At 64.2% G+C, this 18472-nt stretch carries 15 protein-coding genes and 3 pseudogenes; 14 read left to right on the top strand and 4 right to left on the bottom strand.

Features of this window, described 5'->3' with window-relative positions; all coding sequences use genetic code 11:
- Window positions 1–212 precede the first annotated feature (212 nt).
- The 7 genes from ABTX18_RS12645 (at window position 213) to ABTX18_RS12675 (ending at window position 7338) form a co-directional block, all read left to right on the top strand.
- Window positions 213–1442 (top strand): helix-turn-helix domain-containing protein, encoded by a 1230-nt coding sequence (locus tag ABTX18_RS12645; RefSeq protein WP_352122723.1) that lies wholly within the window; start codon window positions 213–215, stop codon window positions 1440–1442.
- 178 nt (window positions 1443–1620) lie between these two features.
- Entirely contained in the window at window positions 1621–1944 is a 324-nt protein-coding gene (locus ABTX18_RS12650) for a hypothetical protein (protein WP_352122724.1), read from the top strand.
- Between the two features lie 391 nt (window positions 1945–2335).
- Window positions 2336–3568, top strand: coding sequence for an SIR2 family protein (locus ABTX18_RS12655; RefSeq protein WP_352122725.1), 1233 nt, complete (start codon window positions 2336–2338; stop codon window positions 3566–3568).
- 107 nt (window positions 3569–3675) lie between these two features.
- Window positions 3676–4998, top strand: coding sequence for a UDP-glucose dehydrogenase family protein (locus tag ABTX18_RS12660; RefSeq protein WP_352122726.1), 1323 nt, complete (start codon window positions 3676–3678; stop codon window positions 4996–4998).
- 27 nt (window positions 4999–5025) lie between these two features.
- Window positions 5026–5355, top strand: a complete 330-nt coding sequence (locus tag ABTX18_RS12665) for a MazG-like family protein (protein WP_352122727.1) — start codon at window positions 5026–5028, stop codon at window positions 5353–5355.
- A 407-nt stretch (window positions 5356–5762) separates the two neighbouring features.
- Window positions 5763–6572 (top strand): hypothetical protein, encoded by an 810-nt coding sequence (locus ABTX18_RS12670; RefSeq protein WP_352122728.1) that lies wholly within the window; start codon window positions 5763–5765, stop codon window positions 6570–6572.
- A gap of 454 nt (window positions 6573–7026) precedes the next feature.
- Window positions 7027–7338, top strand: a complete 312-nt coding sequence (locus tag ABTX18_RS12675) for an endonuclease VII domain-containing protein (RefSeq protein ID WP_175515524.1) — start codon at window positions 7027–7029, stop codon at window positions 7336–7338.
- Window positions 7339–7947: 609 nt separating this feature from the next.
- Here the strand turns inward: ABTX18_RS12675 and ABTX18_RS12680 are convergent.
- The gene (locus ABTX18_RS12680; RefSeq protein ID WP_352122729.1) at window positions 7948–10239 is read right to left on the bottom strand and encodes an nSTAND3 domain-containing NTPase; all 2292 of its coding nucleotides are present in this window, start codon (window positions 10237–10239) and stop codon (window positions 7948–7950) included.
- Window positions 10240–10662: 423 nt separating this feature from the next.
- On the opposite strand from ABTX18_RS12680, the pseudogene ABTX18_RS12685 reads away from it, so the two are divergent.
- Together ABTX18_RS12685 and ABTX18_RS12690 are read left to right on the top strand one after the other, a co-directional pair.
- Window positions 10663–10812: pseudogene (locus ABTX18_RS12685) on the top strand (DNA-binding protein); the annotation flags it as partial.
- 620 nt (window positions 10813–11432) lie between these two features.
- Window positions 11433–12080, top strand: a complete 648-nt coding sequence (locus ABTX18_RS12690; protein ID WP_352122730.1) for a hypothetical protein — start codon at window positions 11433–11435, stop codon at window positions 12078–12080.
- A 726-nt stretch (window positions 12081–12806) separates the two neighbouring features.
- On the opposite strand, the pseudogene ABTX18_RS12695 reads toward ABTX18_RS12690, so the two are convergent.
- A pseudogene (locus tag ABTX18_RS12695) lies at window positions 12807–13478 on the bottom strand (tyrosine-type recombinase/integrase); the annotation flags it as partial.
- A gap of 90 nt (window positions 13479–13568) precedes the next feature.
- On the opposite strand from ABTX18_RS12695, the gene ABTX18_RS12700 reads away from it, so the two are divergent.
- The 3 genes from ABTX18_RS12700 to ABTX18_RS12710 all read left to right on the top strand — a co-directional run bounded on the left by ABTX18_RS12700 (window position 13569) and on the right by ABTX18_RS12710 (window position 15046).
- The gene (locus ABTX18_RS12700; RefSeq protein ID WP_352122731.1) at window positions 13569–13928 is read left to right on the top strand and encodes a type II toxin-antitoxin system RelE/ParE family toxin; all 360 of its coding nucleotides are present in this window, start codon (window positions 13569–13571) and stop codon (window positions 13926–13928) included.
- Window positions 13929–13934: 6 nt separating this feature from the next.
- On the top strand, window positions 13935–14276 hold the full coding sequence (locus ABTX18_RS12705; RefSeq protein WP_148019876.1) for a helix-turn-helix domain-containing protein: 342 nt from the start codon (window positions 13935–13937) through the stop codon (window positions 14274–14276).
- Window positions 14277–14698: 422 nt separating this feature from the next.
- Window positions 14699–15046: a transcriptional regulator gene (locus tag ABTX18_RS12710; protein ID WP_352122732.1), complete on the top strand. Its 348-nt coding sequence runs from the start codon at window positions 14699–14701 to the stop codon at window positions 15044–15046.
- A gap of 393 nt (window positions 15047–15439) precedes the next feature.
- On the opposite strand, the gene ABTX18_RS12715 is transcribed toward ABTX18_RS12710, so the two are convergent.
- A complete protein-coding gene (locus ABTX18_RS12715) occupies window positions 15440–16825 on the bottom strand; it encodes an FG-GAP-like repeat-containing protein (protein ID WP_352122733.1) in 1386 nt (461 codons plus the stop codon).
- A 26-nt stretch (window positions 16826–16851) separates the two neighbouring features.
- Here ABTX18_RS12715 and ABTX18_RS12720 point away from each other — a divergent pair, with 26 nt between their 5' ends.
- Together ABTX18_RS12720 and ABTX18_RS12725 are read left to right on the top strand one after the other, a co-directional pair.
- Entirely contained in the window at window positions 16852–17097 is a 246-nt protein-coding gene (locus ABTX18_RS12720; protein ID WP_352122734.1) for a hypothetical protein, read from the top strand.
- Window positions 17094–17425, top strand: a pseudogene (locus tag ABTX18_RS12725) (DNA-binding protein); the annotation flags it as partial. The gene ABTX18_RS12720 and the pseudogene ABTX18_RS12725, both read left to right, overlap by 4 nt.
- 98 nt (window positions 17426–17523) lie before the next feature.
- Here the strand turns inward: ABTX18_RS12725 and ABTX18_RS12730 are convergent.
- Window positions 17524–18123 (bottom strand): hypothetical protein, encoded by a 600-nt coding sequence (locus ABTX18_RS12730; protein ID WP_352122735.1) that lies wholly within the window; start codon window positions 18121–18123, stop codon window positions 17524–17526.
- Window positions 18124–18472 lie beyond the last annotated feature (349 nt).

The following is an 18472-nucleotide window of genomic DNA, read 5'->3' on the forward strand; positions in this document are numbered from 1 at the left end:
CATGATCCACTGTCGTGGAGCAGCAACGGCGGCGGACGTGCCCCTGCCTCGTGTCGGCCCTTCATGGCGAAGCAGGGAACGCGGCTGTGGCATCCCTGTCCCGACAGCGGGACTCACGGGCAAGCCGCGTCATGGGTACCGTGCTGGAGACGAACTCTGTACGGACAGACCGGCGATCGCGCCGGATCGTCCGGCGGCCGGGAGGTGTCCTGATGCTGGAGGAAGCCGAGGAGATCGGCAAGCGCGTCCGCCGGGCGAGGCTGCGGTTGGGCATGCCGCAGGCCGACCTGGCGACGGCCCTGGGGAAGTCGCAGGGCTGGGTGTCGAAGATGGAACGTGGCCTGATCGAGCTGGACCGGGTCGGGCTGCTTAACCAGGTGGCCGCGGAGCTGCACGTCCACCCGAACGACCTGATCGGGCGGCCGTACAGCAGCTCCCCAGACGACAACCAGTGGCAGGTTGCCGCCTCGTCGATCCTGCGCGAGCTGCGCCGCTACGACCTCGTCCCCGTCTTCGACGGGGCTCCGCGGCCCGCAGCACAGCTGTGGCGTGAGGTGACCCGGCTGCACCGCCTGCGGGACACCGCTTCCAACGTGGCAATTCTCCGCGTTCTCCCGGACCTGTTCCGCGAGGCGCGCGCCCTGGCTGAGGAGTCGGAGGGGCACGAGCGGGAGGAGGCATATGCCATCTACGCCGTGTGCTGCAAGTTCGCACACACCGCAGCCCACTCCCTCGGGCACCCCGAACTGGTCGCCATGGCCTGCGAGCGGGCCGCCTGGTCAGCCAGGTTGTCGGGAGATCCGGTGCTGCCCGCCGTCGCCGATTGGATGAGGGTCTGGGACATGTGGGCAACGGCTGACTGGGCCGACGCTCTGACGCTCTCGGACAAGGCAATCACCTCGGTGGAGCAGGAGTACCACCGTGGTGAGCCGCTGGCCGTGCGGGCCTGGGGCACGCTGCAGCTAAGGGCTGCGGTCTCCGCCGCCCGAGCCGGCCGCGCCTCGGAGGCCGAGGACCGGATCGGACACGCGAAGGCTGCTGCCGAGCGCATGGACGCTTATGTCGGGGCACCCGTGTACGACCGGCATTCGCTGACGTTCTCCGCCGGAAACGTGCAGATCCACGCGATCAGCGTGGCCCTGGAAATGGGCAAGCAGGGCAAGGCGCTGGAGATAAACCGCCGTACCAGCCCGGGACTGGTGGGTTCGCTGCCCAACTCCCGTCAGGGACACCACCACATGGACGTCGCGCGCGCCTGGCTGTGGGACGGGAACCGGGGCAAGGCCCTGGCCGAGTTGGAGACAGCCGAGCGGATCGCGCCCCAGCTCGTACGGAACCACCCCATCGCCCGTTCGACGCTTCGCAGCATCGTCTACGCGGAGCGAGCAGCCACGCGGGAGAAGCTGCGGCGCATGTCCGACCGCTTTCACCTGGACGGATAGGGGTCGTATTCCTCCGGCTCATATTCGAGGGTTGCCCTGTCCCTAACTTCAGGGCATGACGCGACGACGTTCTCCCCACCTTCCCTCGCAGGGATCCGGGTTAGGTACCGCAGCTCCCTTCATTCCCCGGCTTGGCGACCTCGCCACCGACAGCGCCCGCGAGGACCGTGTGGGGGTCGTGGTCGCTCTCCCCGGTGAGGGCTCCGCCACGACCTACCACCTGCGCCCTCTCGGGGGCGGGACCCAGTGGTCCGCGCCCGCCGACGGGACGACGCTCAGGCCCGTGCCGGTGAAGGCCACCCACGCCACGCTGCTGGCTGGCCGGGACGCGGTCTACGACCCGAGGGCCCGGCAAGGGTCGGTTCCCGTCGAGTTCCACTTCGATGACGGCTCGACCCTCAATGGCGCCCTCATCCTCACCACGGCAGAGCTGGAGCGGTTGTACGCGCAGACCAGCCGCCTCTTGGATGCACATGAACGCGCCCTCGGCGGCACCTCGTGACCGGGGTGCGGCGCCGCCATGCCCGAATCGCCGCGTCCAGAACCGCACGGGCCGACCACGGAGGTCGAATCGCGCTCACGTTCCTGGCCGTCGCCGGCCTGGTCGGCCCGGCCTGGGCACTGCGTGAGCACGCTGGCCCCCTCATTGAAGGAGCAGGCCAGCCGCCCACCGTCGTCGCACCGGACGCCGGTCTGCCCTCCGACCGCTGAGGCCGCTCCCGGCACCGCCGCCGTCTGCCCGCGCTCGACCGCCGGAGCCTCCCACGCTGCTCTCTCGTCGAGCGGCGCTGAAGAACCGCCCCGCTCAGCGCGGCTTCGGCTGCACGGAGCGGGACGACCGGCCCCTCGTCAGCCATCTGGAACATCCACGCGTGATTCCCCAGGGAGGGATCATGGACATCCCGTACATCGTCATCGACCAGCTCGTCCCCGACCAGCAGCAGGTCTGGAAGACGTACTTCGGCGACGCCGACCGCCCCCGCTACATCGAGGAAGGCATCTGGCGCCGCACCCAGGAGAAGGCCACCGCCGGCCAGTCCGGCTGGGCGGCCTCCGACGACGCACGGCGGCGGATCATCCACTACCGCTACCGGTACGGCCTGGTGCCCACGACGGCTGCGCCGGCTATCGGCTTGACCGACCTGTACCTCTATCACTCCGCATCCGCCCTGGCCGAGGAGATCGACGCGCACCACGACGCCCTGCGGGATTCGCTCGCCACTGGCGGCTGGACGGAGGCTCCCGGTGGATTCTTATGGACACGGCGGGATCTGAAGTGCCGGATCACCGAGCACGACGTCCACCCCCAGGACGCCGCTGCGGGCCGCACCCTCCCAGCCGGCTACCGGAGCCTGGACGTGCAGATCGCCTCTGTGTCCTACGCGCCGCCGCCCGCTGTCCGGCAACTGCCGTGGAACGTACTCTCTACCGGAATCCGGTTCAAGGACCGCCCCGGCACGCCGACCCGCGTGCCGGACCTGTCCGTCCTCGTGGACTTGCGGCCGTTCCAGGTGGAGATCGGATGCGGTACGTCGGTCGAGGCGGGTATCCCGCCCCTGCACCGGCTCCACGAGATCTACCGGGTCACCGACCGCCAGGGCCACGAGCCGCGTGAGCATCGCTTCACTCTCTCCCCGACAGCGGACACGCTCCTCCATGAGGTGCTGACGGAGCCGGAGGAGAAGACCGCGGAATTCGTGGAGATGTTCCGTGCCTGCTTTCTGGCCGAGCCGACTCCGGCCATGTGGGCGCTGAAGGAACTGAAGGACGCCGGGCACCTCGTCGGTCCGGTCATCACCAACAACTTCGACGTGCTCGCCGCTCGCGCCGGACTCGACGAGTGCTTCATGCGCCGCTACGACCAGGCCGTACCTGACGTCGAGTGGGTCGACGGCGCCAAGGCCCTCCTCGTCGTCGGCCTGCACGCCGACCGACGCAAGGTCCAGGCTCGCGCCCGTGCTCGCGGCATGCAGATCGTCTACCTGGACCCGGAGGGCTTCTGGCACGACGGCCAGTTCATGCCGTACCCGCTGGAGGGGCCCCAGGACGGTGACCTGGTGTGCCGGGCAACCGCCGCTGAGGCGCTGCCCGCACTCGTCAATCTCCTGAAGCAGCAGGCTGGTTGATTCACCTGCACGAAGAGGGCCGCGCCGGGTGGTGGCGCTAGCGTGACGCACCCCGGCCGGCCCGGACTCCTCGGGCGGTCGAAAGGCAAGGAAAGGAGCGTCGACCCATGCGCGTATCCGTCATCGGCTGCGGTCACCTGGGCATCCCCCACGCCGCTGCCATGGCCGAGATCGGCCACGAGGTCATCGGCGTGGACCTGGACCAGGCGAAGATCGACCGCCTCAACGCCGGCGAGTGCCCCATCTACGAGGAGGGCCTCCCGGAACTCCTCGCCACCCACACCGCATCCGGGCGACTGCGGTTCACCACCAGCCTCACCGCGGCGGCGGAGTTCGCCGACGTCCACTTCCTCGCCGTGGGCACGCCCATCGACGCGGACGGACGGAGCTACGACACCGGCCAGGTCTTCGGCGCCGCCCGCGCCCTGGCCCCGCACCTCACCCGCCCGACCGTGATCATCGGCAAGTCCACGGTCACCGTAGGCACCTCCCGCGACCTCGGCGCACTCCTCGCGCGCCTCTCCCCGGCGGGTGAAGACGTGGAGGTCGTCTGGAACCCGGAGTTCCTCCGCGAGGGCCACGCCATCGACGACACCCTGCGACCCGACCGGATCGTCGTAGGCGTCCCCTCGGCCCGCGCAGAGGACGCGGTACGCCAGGTTTACGCACCTCTCCTGGCGAACGGGATCCCGCTGTTCGTCACCGACCCCGCCACCGCCGAACTCATCAAGGGCGCCGCCAACGCCTACCTCGGCATGAAGATCTCCTTCATCAACGGCGTCGCCGACATGTGCACCGCCGCCGGAGCCGACGTCCAGCAGCTCACCGAGGCCATCGGCCTCGACCCGCGCATCGGCCGCGGCGGCCTCAACGCCGGACCCGGCTACGGAGGCGGCTGCCTCCCGAAGGACGTCCGCGCCTTCACAGCCTCAGCCAGCACCCTAGGTGCCACCGAGGCAGCGACCATGCTGCGCGCGGCGGAGGAGGTCAATGAATCCCGCCCCACCGCTGCGCTGAAGCTCATCGAGCAGACTCTCGGCCGCTCCGTCGACGGTGTACGCGTCACCGTCTGGGGCGCCTCCTTCAAGGCAGGCACCGACGACGTCCGTGAATCTCCGGCCCTCGCGGTCGCCGCCCTCATGCACCAGCGCGGCGCGACCGTCACCGTCCACGACCCGCACGCCGTGCCCACGGCACTGCGCCGGCACCCGGAGCTCGACTACGCCGAAGCCCTCGACGACTCCGTCCAAGGCGCCCAACTGATCGTCCTGGCCACCGAGTGGCCCCACTTCCGAGAGGCCGACCCCAAGGCCCTCGCCCCACTGGTCGCGGACCCGGTCCTCGTCGACCTCCGCAACCTCATCGACGCCGACGCCTGGCGCATGGCCGGATGGACCGTACGCCAGCTCGGACGCCCCGCACAGGAATAACCGAACCCATCAAATCGGAGGTCCGCCGTGGACACCCTGTGGGACAACATCGAGAAGCTCTCCGCCGTCTGCCGAGCGGCCGGCGCCCACCTGCCCGACGAGGAGCTCAAAGCCCTCCAGGTCGGCAAGGTCGCGGAGGAAGCCGGCGAGGCGATGCACGCCCTCCACGGCCTGAAGGGCCTCACCACCTGCGCAGACGACCACACCTGGTCCGAGGTCCAGAACGACCTCGTCGGCGCCGTCATCGCAGCCCTCCTGGCGATGCACTACATCGACCCCACGGGCGCCCGCGCCACCTTCGACGAGATCCTTCATCGTCGTACTCGTAGGGGGCGCGAGGCCGCCGCATCGACCTGACAACCGCCGACCATGGCCGTCGGCTGCGCCCCTCAGCGGTCGACGGCCATGGTCGAGCACGAGCCACGCAAGCCCGATCCCAGCGCGGTTGAACTTTCCTACTGAGCCCTTTCCATCTTGATCAGGTGGCGAGTCCGGCGGCGATGACGGCATGGACGACGGCCGTGACCTGCGAGGAGGCAGGACGGGTGTTAAAGGACGCGGCTGGACAGATCGATGCCAGCCGAGTGGACAAGCACACGAAAGCTCCTCACGGACTGACGATCTTGGTTATGCCCCTGTCTGCCGGCAGTATTCCGCTTGCCCACCACTGCGGCCTCCAGTCCAACCATCCATCAGGTCGGTAACTAATCACTGCGCTCGCAAATTCGGCGGACACCGTCACCTTGTAGCGGAAAGATGTGGACATGACCGAGCAGCAGGATCCACCCCAGGATCAGAAGCCGTCCCGCCCGTTCTTCGCCACGTGGAAGAACATCCGGGCAGCGCAGCCAGCATGGGACAGCTATGACATGACCCGAGACGGCTTCCGTCCGATGCCGGGCCTGTATTTGGCAGGCCGCAGGCCCAACTGGTGGGGTGCAGGCGCCACCCCGGAGGACCTCCACAAGTTGGCAAAGAGTAGCGGCATACCCGTCTCATGGGTCCCGCCGGCTCGCGTACTGCGACTCCTACTGGACGCTGGAGACCACGATGCGCGGCTGCGAGTGCTCGTGAACCACGAAGACGAGATCCGAGCCCTCTGCGAGGAGATGGCCGCGTACTGCGACGACGAGTGGCTAGGCGATGCCCCGGAGATGGCCGCCAAGATCGTTGCTGCTTGGCGCGATGGTCATCCGGAGGCTGCCGCCTGCATGGCGCTGCTGGCGGTTGAGGAACTGGCTCATCAAGTAAGTCGGGTAGACCGAAGCAAGAAGCATAAGGGCCTACAGGGGGCTGCTGAGGCGATAGTTTCCAACGACGACTGGTTCCCTCAGGGCCAAACTGCGCTGAGCCCGCTGTTTCCGCTCTACACGCAGTACTGGGCTGACAAGGGCCACGACGTCCCCGAGCAGCTCTCCCGGCATGCTTTGGTCCACAGCATCTCGCTCGGGCATCTCAGTCAGGGACACGCCATCGTCGCAATCATGCTGATGGTTTCGCTGTTGCGGGAGTTGCAAGAACGATGCGACGAGATCCGAGACGACATGCATGCCACCGACCCCGAAGCCGACTGATGTGGAACACGCCACCAAATAGTCGCCTGGATCGAACCCAGGCATTAGCGGAGCGGGGGGCAATCTAAGCATGGTCGACGGATGCAAATTTGAAGGCTGCCGCCGGCAGATCAGCGCATACGGCTACTGTAGCGGGCATCGGCAGCAGTTCGCCGCAGGAAAGGATCTGACGCCTCTCACGGATCGCAAAAGGAGACTAGGATGCGCTTTTCCTGACTGTTCGCGAGAGCATTACGCCAAGAAATTCTGCCAGTACCATGCGAGGCAGTTGCGAGATGGGAAAAGCATGACTCCTGCCCCTAGGTGGCGAGCTGCGGCATCCTGGAAGACCTCCGCGGAAAAACGAACTGATGTAGAGACAGGAAAGCGGTGGTGCACAGCATGCATGCGCTATCTGCCACCTCCTTCCTTCGGCGTGAACAACGGAACCAGCGACAAGATCGACCATCGCTGCATGAAGTGTGCCGGTCTTGCGCGATTCAATATAACTTCTTTGGAATACGAAAAACTTCTTGAAAGTCAAGGGGGTGTTTGCAAAATTTGCCGCCTCACTAATGCTGGCGGACGTTCCCTCGCGGTCGATCACGACCACGAATGCTGCCCGCAACAAATGAAATCGTGCGGCAATTGCATACGTGGTCTGCTTTGTCACAGCTGCAATACGGCTATAGGCCACCTCCGAGACTCCGCCGAGCTTTGCAGTAGAGCCGCAGAGTACCTAAGAGGCAACACCCTGGATCGAGAAGCGCCCACCATTCGAGGGTGAGTGAAAGCGTAGCCAGGTGTTGTCAGTGGCATGTTGGATGGTGCCTCGCTGGGGCAACTCGGGGAGGGTCTATGGGAACACGTAGACGGCGCGGCTCCGGATATTTTCCGTAGGAATGGCAGAATCACGGCGGGCATGCGGACGGCTCGGGCACTTCGGCGAGGGAGTCAAGGCTGTGCTGGCTGTCCACGCGCAACTTGGCAGTTCCGTTGCGGGGCTACCCGTGCCCCATCCGTGCCCAGCGGAGCGGACAACAGCGGTCATGTACAGCTCTTGAGTTCAACTTGTCCGCACGAAAAATGTCCATGCTCCGTACGGCCAGCGGCCAGCGGTCCTGGCGCTCATGTGAACGCACCACTTTCCATCGGCTGCCTACTGGTGGCCCCGCCCTCCCCTTTTCCATAAGCACCTTGAACGCGCGAATCGTGACGCCGCATGAAACGTTGTGCGTCGCCATCACTGCAGCTCGGCGAGCGTCGGCAACTCCGACTCCTCTCGCGTCGCTCCATCGCTCGCCCCAAGGGTCCCACGACTGCTCAACTCGCAGTTCAATGCGCTCTCAACCACTCGACTGACTCTGCCCGTTCGAGCCCGGAAAGGCCCCTGCGATCAATCTCGCACGTCCATACCTTGACTACTCTCGTTTCGAAGCGTTCCCATCATGTGCTCGACCTCCCGCGCCGATACCCAACTCCGGTCAAGCACCTGCTTCGCCCGGCCGCTACTGAAAACCTCGAGATGCTCCCAATCGATCCCATAGACAGCCTCCGCGGCTGTCTCGAAACCAGCAAAGTGAGGAGCATCCTGCTCGGCGCTGTAATAATCGACAATCTCCTTCATTTCGGCAGCAGAGGAATTGGGACCATCAGGATGCGACCAATCATCAATCGCAGCTTGGGCATATTCCTGACGTACTGACTCAAGCCTCTCTAGCGCCGCCTCCACTTCCACTCCGGGCGCGTAGTGCTGGGTGGACCGCAAAACTTCATCGGCCTTTTTAATTAAAGCCCAGTCACTGACGTCCGCCAAAGCCCAGTCGATCGCTGAGCTAACCACCTGAGCGAACGCCTTGCGACCTTCCGCAGTATTGTCATCCACAAGAATCTGAAGCAGCGCCTCATAATCCACCGCTCCGTCCTCTGCGGTCAATCTCTGCCCATCCTCGGCGACCGCCTCGAATCCCATGCGGCGAATCATCGAAGATTCAATATCACGCCCCATCTCCAAGTACACCCAGGCCCGACGGGCGAAGTCAATTACTGGCGCACCTCGGCGCCTATAAGCCTTGAACGGCAGAGAACGAAAGGCGGCAGCCGCAGCAGTTTCCAACTCACTCTTGCACTCTTTGTACGTTGGCAGCATCGGCCCGTTACTCCTGGCCGGGAATTGTAGCCACAGCGTCTCAAATTGATCGTAATATCTTACGAGCCTAATCAGCGAGAGCAGCTCCGTTACGTCAGATTCGATCAATTTGACGAAATAATCACGCACTGAGGGGTTATGGAAACCTACAACGATTTCTCCAAACTCTTTTGACGTTTTCAACATAGTTCCGTCCAGGATGCTCAGCGCATTCTTAAGGTCTCGAATGGACTCCCCATACACCCTCCACAGGTTCTGCAAGTCCTTGAGGCGAACACTGGATAGGAATGAAAGTATCACTTTTAGTAGTTTCACATCAGTATCGCCGAGCTGATGTGAAACGATGTGGGCCCAGAGTCGCTGCGGATCCTCCAAGTTGGCGAGAATGTTGTTAGGTGCCATCTCAGGCTGAACGGAAAGCAAATCCGCCTCCGCCAGCGTCGCCGCCACTATTCGCGGATTGAAGTTGCGATGCTCGACGATGGGTCTGTACACACTTGGAACCGCAAACAGCTCCTTGACGCTCGCAGGCAGCGAGGAACTATAGACATGGTTATAAAGGATGGATGCTCGACACTGGAAGGTGTAGTCCGTCAGATCGAGAACGCATGTATGCGTGTCAAACGAGTGCCTGTCTAGCTTTTCGTACCGCTGTTTAGCCTGAGCCAAGATGTATTCTCGCGTCGTCAGGATGAGTCTCTTGCTCGGATCACGCGCAACTCTGCCCATTAGCGACAGCAGACGTCCGTCCTCGTTCTTCCCAAGTTTCTCCTGAAGTGTGGTCTGACCCAAGAAATCATCATAATAGTAAACTTGCTTTGTATCATCGTCCCAAATTTTGTTCGCCTCTTCCGCGTCCTCCGATATTTCAACTAGCTCATATCCATCTTTGAGGTATTGCGCGCACAAGATGTGGGCGAGGGTGGTCTTTCCTATTCCCGGTATGCCTGCAATCACGCAGACTCGACGCCTCTCCAGAATATCCAATGCCTTGGTGTAGCTTGGGTTTTCAGCGTACGTGAGAAGAGTTTGCTCCAGATCGCGAACCAACGCCTGTGATCGGGTAACAATGTTTTTGGCTAGCAGTGCGTTCAAGACGGATGCACTTGTTAGCCACAGGCGAAGGTGTCTACGCACAACGTGCCCGTGCTTACGCAGCAACGCGTCTATCTCATCCTTGCCATAAATATCATTTGGAGACAGCGCATACGGCTGTAGGGCAGTAAATAGCTTATCCTTAGCCCCCTTGGTGAGCGTTAGCGATGTGGCCAACACGTACCTCGCGGGGTTAAGGCGCGCCACCTTAGCGGCCTCAACCTTGGTCACATACTCCACCAGTTTGGCGCGAGTGGATCTATGCCAGTGCTTGCACTGAATTACTAGTGACGTGCCGTCGGGTTCGGTGTGCCTCAGATCTACGCCACCGTCTGCACCCGAGGTGAAGATCTCGAGGCTGACTCCAAACTCCTCCTCGAATACGTCTTTACAGACCGCCTCGAAGTCGAAGTCTGTCAGGCGGCTCAACTCAAACGTTTCCAACGGGTCCCCCCTCGCAGCATAAGACCCAGTATCGGCTCGGTGCCATCAGTGCGTCTGCCGTTCGGCGCACTCGGGCAGCGAGCATGCGCGTCGCCCCAACGTGCAGCTGTAAGCATGCTGGCCTTCACCGCCACCAACCGCAGCGAGATCGCCGACGCACCTCCTGGCATCTGTGCGGAGAACTCTTCTGCACCTGCCTGTTGTCCCGGTCTTTGGCCAGTGCACTGCTGGCCGCAACCCCTCAGCGCCGTACGTGCACGGTGCTTGGCCTGCCCCCTACGGACGCTCTGGGAGAGCCATGCGCACAGTCGGAAAGCGCGCGGCGGATCGGCAGGGGCCGCGTGACGAGCCCCGTCGAGGCAGCCACGGCCGGCGTGTCGCCGTAAGCGACCCCGTCGGCCGTCTACGCGGGACGCTCCCACGGGAGTCGCGCTGCACGGGCACAAGTACGCCATCGACGCAACGGTCGCCGAGGTCGCGCTCCGCCAGCCGAAACCCGTCGCCCTGCTGACGTCCGACAGCGATGACATGACCAAGCTCTGCAGCAACCAAGTCCGCATCATCCCCCTCTGACCAGTCGGCCCGCCCTGGAGCGCGCGTCGCACTGCCAGCTCTCGTGCCCCATCCGTGCCCAGCAGAGCGGACAACAGCGGTCAGATACGGCTCCCGGAGACCGGGAGCCATCCACCTGCCCAAACCGAAACCACAGGTCAGAGCCTCTCAAACAGCGTAAGAACCGTTGATTCCCAAGCTCAGAGCGCGAGTTCGATTCTCGTCACCCGCTCCATGAAAAAGCCCCAGGCCAGCGGCCGGGGGGCTTCTTTGTTGTCTAGACCTCTTGCCAGGCGACGTGCCCTGCGCGTGCCCCATTTCAGGGGCATGCCCGAAACAAACCCGTCCTGTTCACCCCGTACAAGGGCTCTGCTCCTCACGACCCATCCTCCACCGTAGTGATCTGGGACACTCTTGAGTCACGCCCGATCACAAACCCGAAGGAGAAAGGACGGCGCGTCAGGCAGTGACGGCACCCCGGTCAGCGGCCCTGCCGCGCATTCCCGGAAAGGGCACCCAGCACCTGCCCTCACCGTTCTAGCGTTGCCAGCATGACAGCCGCGGCCCCCATCGGGGTGGACCTTCTAACTCACTTGCCCCGCCTCCAATTGCGCTTCACCTCCAGCGCGTCACTGGTAGCTATGGACGCGGATGACGACCCCGCGACGCTGGAGTGGAGTTGCAAGGCTGTGCTCCCCGTGTGGGAACCCATGGACGACGAGGAGGTCACCGAGGGCGAAAGACTCCTCTCACCAGACGTATCCCTGTCACGTTCTCAACGCGACGACGGCGAGGAGCTGACCATCTTCAGGATGTCGGGCCTCACCCTCGACCTGTGGCGGATCCACCGCATCTACGACTCGCTGGACTCCCGTAGCTCCGATTACGAGCACTTCTCCCGGCTTTTCGATTCCTCGGGCGACATGGGACTGCATGCTGAGTTCGAGGAGTGCTTGATCGGTGGCACCCACGTCGTCCTCATCGACCGAGCCAGGCTTGCCCCCGCTTGGCGTGGTCTCGGCGGCGTTGGCCGGCTGCTCATCGGGCGCTTGCTCCGCTGGACGACGGACTCGGCGGCTCTGGTGGCCACTCACCCGTTTCCCATCGACATCCCAGTCGACGAACGCGACGACAAGGCCAGGCTCGCGAGGGAGACATCTGTGGTGCAGAAGACATGGCAGTCGCTGGGCTTCGAACCGTTCCACGATGACCTGTGGGTGATGCAGCCACACCTGCGGCCCCACGGAGACGCAGTGCAGCGCCTGGAGAACACCCTGCTCGCCAACTGAGTTCGCCCCTTCCCATCACAGCCAGGAGGATCGTCCATGGGCGAGTTCACCAACTACAAAGACCAGCAGACGCTGCACATCCTTCGCATGCTTCATGTCCAGGTCACCGCGTTCGCCGCGTCACAGCCCGACGCCACCCTTGCCGACTTCGAGCAGTACATCCGCCTGGAGATGGAAGATTTCGAGGCAGACCGAAGCGATCGAGAAGTCCGCCGAGGACGCCGTGCTGACAAAGCCGCTGACGGGTCCGCTCGCGGATCCGACACGGCAGGCAGTCTTCCGGAAACGGCAAGCGGACTCCCCTACCGACGAACCCGCTCGAAGGGCGTGGTGGGCGGAACGGACCGCCACGCTGGAGGAGATCAGGGCGCAAGGCATCAAGGAAGCCCTGGACTGGGACTGCCGCGCCTGCGGGGCACGAATCGGCGATGCCTGCCACACAGCCGGCGGGCGGGTTCGAGCCCCGCACTTCCTGAGGGCCACAGACGCGGAGCTGCCGTACCACCAGGCTTACGGCACCCGTCGACCCGAGCGTTCTTGAACCTGTCGATGATCCGATTGGCGACCTGCCGGAGGGGGTAGACCGAGGCCGCGTACCACGAAAGTCCGACCACTCAGGAGGAGTTCCAGAAGAAGTTCTGGCGCCGCCGCTGATCGGGAACGCACGCCCGCGCTCTGTCCAGTATCGGGACCGGGACGGCCTGCTGTTGTCCCGGCCCCGACTTTTCAGGCTTCGCGAACCTGCCTCAGTTGGGCCGCTGCCTTACCACGGGCAGCCCGCACCCGCGCATCGATACCCCCGGCGACCTCCCGCTGTCGCTCCCCGTCGGAGTGCTGGTAGATCAGCGCCGCCTTCTCCGAGGACTGGCCGGCGCGGACCATCGTGTCCTTGAGCGTGACGCCTGACTGGGTGGACAGGGTATGGCCGGTGTGCCGGAGGTCGTAGAAGCGGAAACCCTCCGGCAGGCCGACCTTGGCCCGAGCCCTGCGCTACTTGCGGCCGAAGGTGGACCGGCGGAAGGGGGCTCCCCTCTCCCCGATGAACAGGAGCCCGTCGGGTTCCTTCTCGGCGTACCAGTCGAGGTGTCGCTTCACCTCGATGCATAGGAAGTCCGGGAGGTAGACGGTTCGCCTTCCGGCGGCCGACTTCGTGGCGCCTTCGACGCGGCGACCGGTGTTCAGCTCGGGCGCGGCGTCACGGACCTTGACCGCGAGGGGTTCGAGCGTGACGTCGGGGCGCCGGAGGGCGGCCTGTTCTTCTGGGCGCATGGGCCCGTAGGCGCCGCAGTAGACCATCAGCGGCCACCTCGGTCCCATGGCGTCAGCGAGCGCGTCGACCTGTTCGACAGTGGCCGTCGGGCGTTCCTTGGCGTTCTCGCTGCCGGCGCCGCAAGGGCTCGGACAAGCCCAGCGCATCGTAGACACCTCGCCCATATTACCCCTGCGTGATATTATGCACAGGTGATGTTCTGGTGGGTGGGAGAGTGAATGCCGTTCAAGATCATCGTTATCGAACCGGCCAGGAGTTGGTTGCACAGCTTGCGAAACGCCGACAGGGACACACTCCTCCAGATCACTGCCGCCATCAACGTCCTGCAACAGGAGGGCCCGGCTCTCGGCCGTCCCTTGGTCGACCGCATCACTGGATCGAGCATCTCGAATCTGAAGGAGCTGCGGACGGGATCGTCCGGAGCCAGTGAGGTGAGGGTCCTGTTCGTGTTCGACCCCGGGCGCAACGCCGTGATCCTCGTGGGCGGCGACAAGGCGGGCAACTGGTCGGGGTGGTATCGAACAGCGATCAAGGAAGCGGAAGACGCCTACAAGGCGTACCAGAATGACCAGGAATGAGGAGTCATGAGCGCAACCAAGCCGAAGACGGCCAGCTCCGTCGACTGGGATGACCTCAAAGACGAGTTCGGCTTCTCCACCGAGGAAGCCAAGGAAGTCGAGCAGCGCACCACCACGTTGCTGTCGGAAGTACGCGCGCATCGCCTCGCTGAGGTACGCAAGCGCCAGAAGATGACGCAGACGGCAGTGGCCAGGACTCTCGGCGTCACTCAGGGACGCATCTCGGCCATAGAGAAGGGTGCCATCAGCCGGTCCGAGGTCGAGACTCTCGCCGCATACGTGGCGGCCCTGGGCGGGCAGCTCAAGCTGGTGGCTGACTTCGGCGACGAATCCCTGGTTCTGGGCTGAAGCGGCAGGCGTCCAGCACGCCGACGGTCCAGTTTCTCAGTCGTCGCCCAGCGCGTTCGCCGGACGCGGCTCCCGCAGTAGCGCCGTCCCGTCACACCAGCAGCATCAGCCGCCGCGATAACGGACTGGCCTTCTGCGGCCTGGCCAACGCCGTGCCACTACGTGCCAGTCACGGAGGTATCCAGCGGTCAACAGGGGTGACCCCGGACCGCCGGAAGGTAACGTGCAGCAGCACGATTTCCCAGGTCAAAGACCACATCACCCCTGAAGTGCTGGGTGATTCCCAAGCTCAGAGCGCGAGTTCGCTTCTCGTCACCCGCTCCATGAAAAAGCCCCAGGCCAGCGGCCGGGGGCTTCTTTGTATACAGCACATTGTCACTGCCCGGTCGGCCTCCAGCGGCCCCACCCTGGATAATCGGGGGATGGCATCACAGCCCAGTCTTTCCGATCTCCGCCGGGCCAAGTTCGCCCGGCGCGCACCCGCGGCGCTCTCCGAGCTCGCCGGACCCGAGCACGGCACAGTGAGCCTGCCACTTCACCTGGCGTGGTCGGGACTGACCACTTTCGACCTCGATCAGCCCCGGCTGCGGATGAGCTACTACCGCATCGTGCTGGCCGAGGGCCGGCACGATGATCTGGGCCGGTATCTCGATCGCGGCCTCCTCGTCAGCTTGTGGCCCACACTGCGCACGCTGATCAGCCGTGATGCCCGTGAAGTCTGGGAACGCGCCTTCGACGAGTTGGCTCACAGTGCCCAGGCCGCGGCGTGAACCTCACCGACCTGCACCGTCGCTTGCTTGCAGACGTGCTTGCCGTAGGCGGTGCATACCCTCTGGCGCTTACCCGGTGGCTACGCGGTCCAAGCGCACGGCCTGGTCGACCGGCTCAGCCAGGACCTCGACATCGCGACCGAGAACCCCGCAAATGTGCCAGCCTGTCCGCTCGCAACGCAACGGGGACTTGCAGCAGCTGCCACGCCGCGGTTCGAGACCCGTGGGGCACGCCGGCTTACAGGTCGTTTGTAAGCCGGCGTGCCCCACGAAGTTGCAGCGTGTTCGCCCCTGTGCCCCAAGGCGGGCGAACTCGTTGAGACTTGGATACCTCGCCTGGCAACCGGATGCGGCGGTGCCTGATACTCGTGCGGCTGCGGTATCAGTGGTTTCTTACAAGGCGGTTTCGCGGTCGTCCCACTGATAGTCGCTTGCACCGCGGTTCAGGGTGCCCCGACCCGTGCCTTCGTAGAGGCCCAGGTAGCTACCCTCCCCGAAGAGATCGTTGTTGCCGTCACCGGTAGCGTCACCGACGGAGAAGAGCGACCGGAACCGCTGCCAGCCGCCCGTACCGATCAAGGTGCGGGTGCCGAACCATCCCTTGCCATTGCCGGGGTAGAGCCAGAGCTTGCCGGCGGTGTCACGGGCAATGAGGTCGTTAGTGGTGTCCTTGTTGAAGGAACCGATGCCGACAAGGGCATTGATGCCGTTCCAGCCTCCGCCGATCTTGGCGCGGGTACCGAACCACCCCTTGCCGTTGCCCGGGTATATCCACAGCACACCAGAGGTGTCGGCTGCGAGCAGGTCGCCCTTGCCGTCGCCGTTGAGGTCACCGGCCGCAGTGATGCGGCGCATGCTGTTCCAGCCTCCGCCGATCTTGGCGCGGGTACCGAACCACCCCTTGCCGTTGCCCGGGTATATCCACAAGACGCCAGAGGTATCACGGGCGAGGAGATCCTCCTTGCCGTCACCGTTGAGGTCACCGTGCCTGGTGAGCGCGGTCATGGAGTTCCACCCGGCTCCGATGAGGGTGCCGGTACCGTCACCGCGGAGGAACCACAGTCGGCCGTTGCGGGAGCGGAACAGCAGGTCGCTTCTGCCGTCGGCGTTGAGGTCGCCGAAGGTCCGGGCGGGCCGGGCGTCGTAATTGCTGCTGTTGTACCACTCCATGTAGTCCAGGCCGGTCAGGCAGCTGTGCAACGTGCCGCCGAGACGGAACGAGCTGACGTTGTTGGACAGGTGGCTGTTGGCGTCGTGGAAGCCGGCCAGGTCCAGACCCTCATGGCTCCCGGTCCACATCACAACGTCGTGTACGCCGTCGATGTACTGGTAGGACGATCTGGTGTAGACGCAGATGTAGTCGGACGCTGTGCGGTTGATGAGGGACGAAGCCTTGTTTTCGAAGGAACCCAGGGTCGGCTTGCTGCCGGAGTACGTTGCCATGGCTCCCGCGCCATACGCTCCGTCGAACAGGCAGATCTTCCCCTTCGGACAGCGGTCGTAGCCCGTAGGCGCGGCCGCGGCCGGCGCTGTCACCCCAGCGAGTAGGCCGATCGCCGCGGCCGCACTGACGACAGCAGAGCGAAGCGATATACGCATAGTTGACCCCCCAAGATCAGAGGAGGACACCATAGCGGTGCGTGCCTTGGCCCTCGCCCAGGAGACGCCCGTCCAGGCCCCGGATCCGTCATCGCCAAGGCCGTGGGCTGCCACGACAAGACCGCCGCCCGGCTGGTCACCGAGGCCGGCGGAGCCTGTAGCCGATTCGCCCCGGGCCATCACCGAAGGTTGAGCTCAGCCCTGAGTTGTCCGTCCCCGGCTGTCCTGGCAACAACAGTCGCCCGGTCCCCGACCGGGGCCTTCATCTCACGGACAACGTCTCCGGCTACGTGGCGGAAGCCGTAACACGCCAGGTCCGGCACCAGCTCTTGGCCGACGGCCTCCGCCGCCAGGAGGAGGAGCACGGCCCCATCAGCGACGAGGAGCTCACCGAGGCCCGCGCGAAGATCTTCGACTCCGCCGGCTCCGCCAAGGACACGGACCCCGCGTGAGCGAGCGCATCGAAACCGTTGTCCTGGACTCGGAAGGGCTCTCCGCCTGGATCGCGCAGGACCGCAAGTCCCTCGCGATGCTGCAGGTGTTCCACGGATGGGGGCAGACCTCGCGACCGGGGCGAACACCGTCGTGGAAGTCAGCCACTCCCGTCCCAACATCCCACGCCCGAACTGGGCTCTGTCCCACATCAAGGCGGATCCGGTCACCGAGCAGGCGGCGACAGCGGCAGCGAAGCTCCTCAAAGGCGCCGGACTGCACGGACACACGTACGCCATCGACGCCACGGTCGCCGAGGTCGCCCCGCGCCAGCCGAAACCGGTCGCGCCTCATCCAGGTACCCGGCTACTCTCCGGCAAAAGAAGAGGAGCCCGTCAGCAAGCTGACGGGCTACCGCGGAAGACCGGGGCTAACGTATCTTCAGGTCAGATCGTCGGCGTGTCATCGACGACCTCCTTGTGCGGTTCGATAATGAACTTCCAGCCATCACTGGGCTTCAGGAACCGCACTCGGGTCGGGTAGATATCCAAGGCGCGGCGGTCACGGAGCTGGCTGCTCGCGTTCTTCCGCGCCCGGGCCGGCTCCTCGAAGAGGTCGACCTTCACATCAGGCACCACGGCGACTTCCTCGCTCCAGCGCTGGACGATCCCCGCACCGAAGGCCTCACGGGCTGCGGAGTAGAGCGACTCAAGAGATTCTTGATTCCCTTCGGGAACGAAGAGGGCAAGGTTCAGCAGGACGCCGGCACTCTGAAGAACCTCAATTTCCTCCCCTGCCTTGTCGGCAACCCAGATCCCTCGCTCTTCGGCGTTGCCCGGAAGAACGTGCACCTCCTCACCGAAGATTGTCTTGGCAGTAAAGGACCCTCCCTCGAAATTCTTACCCGACTCGGTAAGGAAAGCCGGAGCGTAGCAGTCGAGAGGGAGGCCATCCATCCCTGCGGCGACGAAAATTCCGTCCTGGAGACCCAGCTCCGAAACCTCTTCGGCCGTAAGTCGTCGAGCCGTGACCTTTTCGGTATTCACGCCGTTCTCCTTTTTTGTGGCTCTCTGCAAATCATTGAAACCATACCACGAAAGCGATCACAAAGACTCGCCAAATTCCTTATGGGAGAACATCAGAACCCCTTCCTACGTCGCAGGTAGGCAGCGGCAAACACACGGATATGGTACGCGATTCTCGAGGCCCTCGCTCACTTACTCCAGCGGTGCTTTCGACGAATCAAGTCGGTCGCAAAATAGAATGCGAGCAAACTTTGCGGAATGGAGAAATCGGGCAAGAGGTACCGCGGTGCCCGGAAACGCGCTGCGCTTGTGACCTCATCACCCTGGGCCGGATTCCCCGACCGGTTCGACATGGCTCCAGCGGTTCGCT

The organism is Streptomyces sp. NPDC096323, assembly GCF_040302845.1.
Lineage (GTDB): Bacteria > Actinomycetota > Actinomycetes > Streptomycetales > Streptomycetaceae > Streptomyces.

What these genes read in the sequence shown, in the direction of transcription:
- ABTX18_RS12690 (WP_352122730.1), top strand. Translation starts at nt 11,433, where the DNA reads ATGGACGCGGATGACGACCCCGCGACGCTGGAGTGGAGTTGCAAGGCT.
- ABTX18_RS12655 (WP_352122725.1), top strand. Translation starts at nt 2,336, where the DNA reads ATGGACATCCCGTACATCGTCATCGACCAGCTCGTCCCCGACCAGCAG.
- ABTX18_RS12705 (WP_148019876.1), top strand. Translation starts at nt 13,935, where the DNA reads ATGAGCGCAACCAAGCCGAAGACGGCCAGCTCCGTCGACTGGGATGAC.
- ABTX18_RS12710 (WP_352122732.1), top strand. Translation starts at nt 14,699, where the DNA reads ATGGCATCACAGCCCAGTCTTTCCGATCTCCGCCGGGCCAAGTTCGCC.
- ABTX18_RS12675 (WP_175515524.1), top strand. Translation starts at nt 7,027, where the DNA reads ATGAAGTGTGCCGGTCTTGCGCGATTCAATATAACTTCTTTGGAATAC.
- ABTX18_RS12645 (WP_352122723.1), top strand. Translation starts at nt 213, where the DNA reads ATGCTGGAGGAAGCCGAGGAGATCGGCAAGCGCGTCCGCCGGGCGAGG.
- ABTX18_RS12715 (WP_352122733.1), bottom strand. Translation starts at nt 16,825, where the DNA reads ATGGCCCGGGGCGAATCGGCTACAGGCTCCGCCGGCCTCGGTGACCAG.
- ABTX18_RS12670 (WP_352122728.1), top strand. Translation starts at nt 5,763, where the DNA reads ATGACCGAGCAGCAGGATCCACCCCAGGATCAGAAGCCGTCCCGCCCG.
- ABTX18_RS12700 (WP_352122731.1), top strand. Translation starts at nt 13,569, where the DNA reads ATGCCGTTCAAGATCATCGTTATCGAACCGGCCAGGAGTTGGTTGCAC.
- ABTX18_RS12660 (WP_352122726.1), top strand. Translation starts at nt 3,676, where the DNA reads ATGCGCGTATCCGTCATCGGCTGCGGTCACCTGGGCATCCCCCACGCC.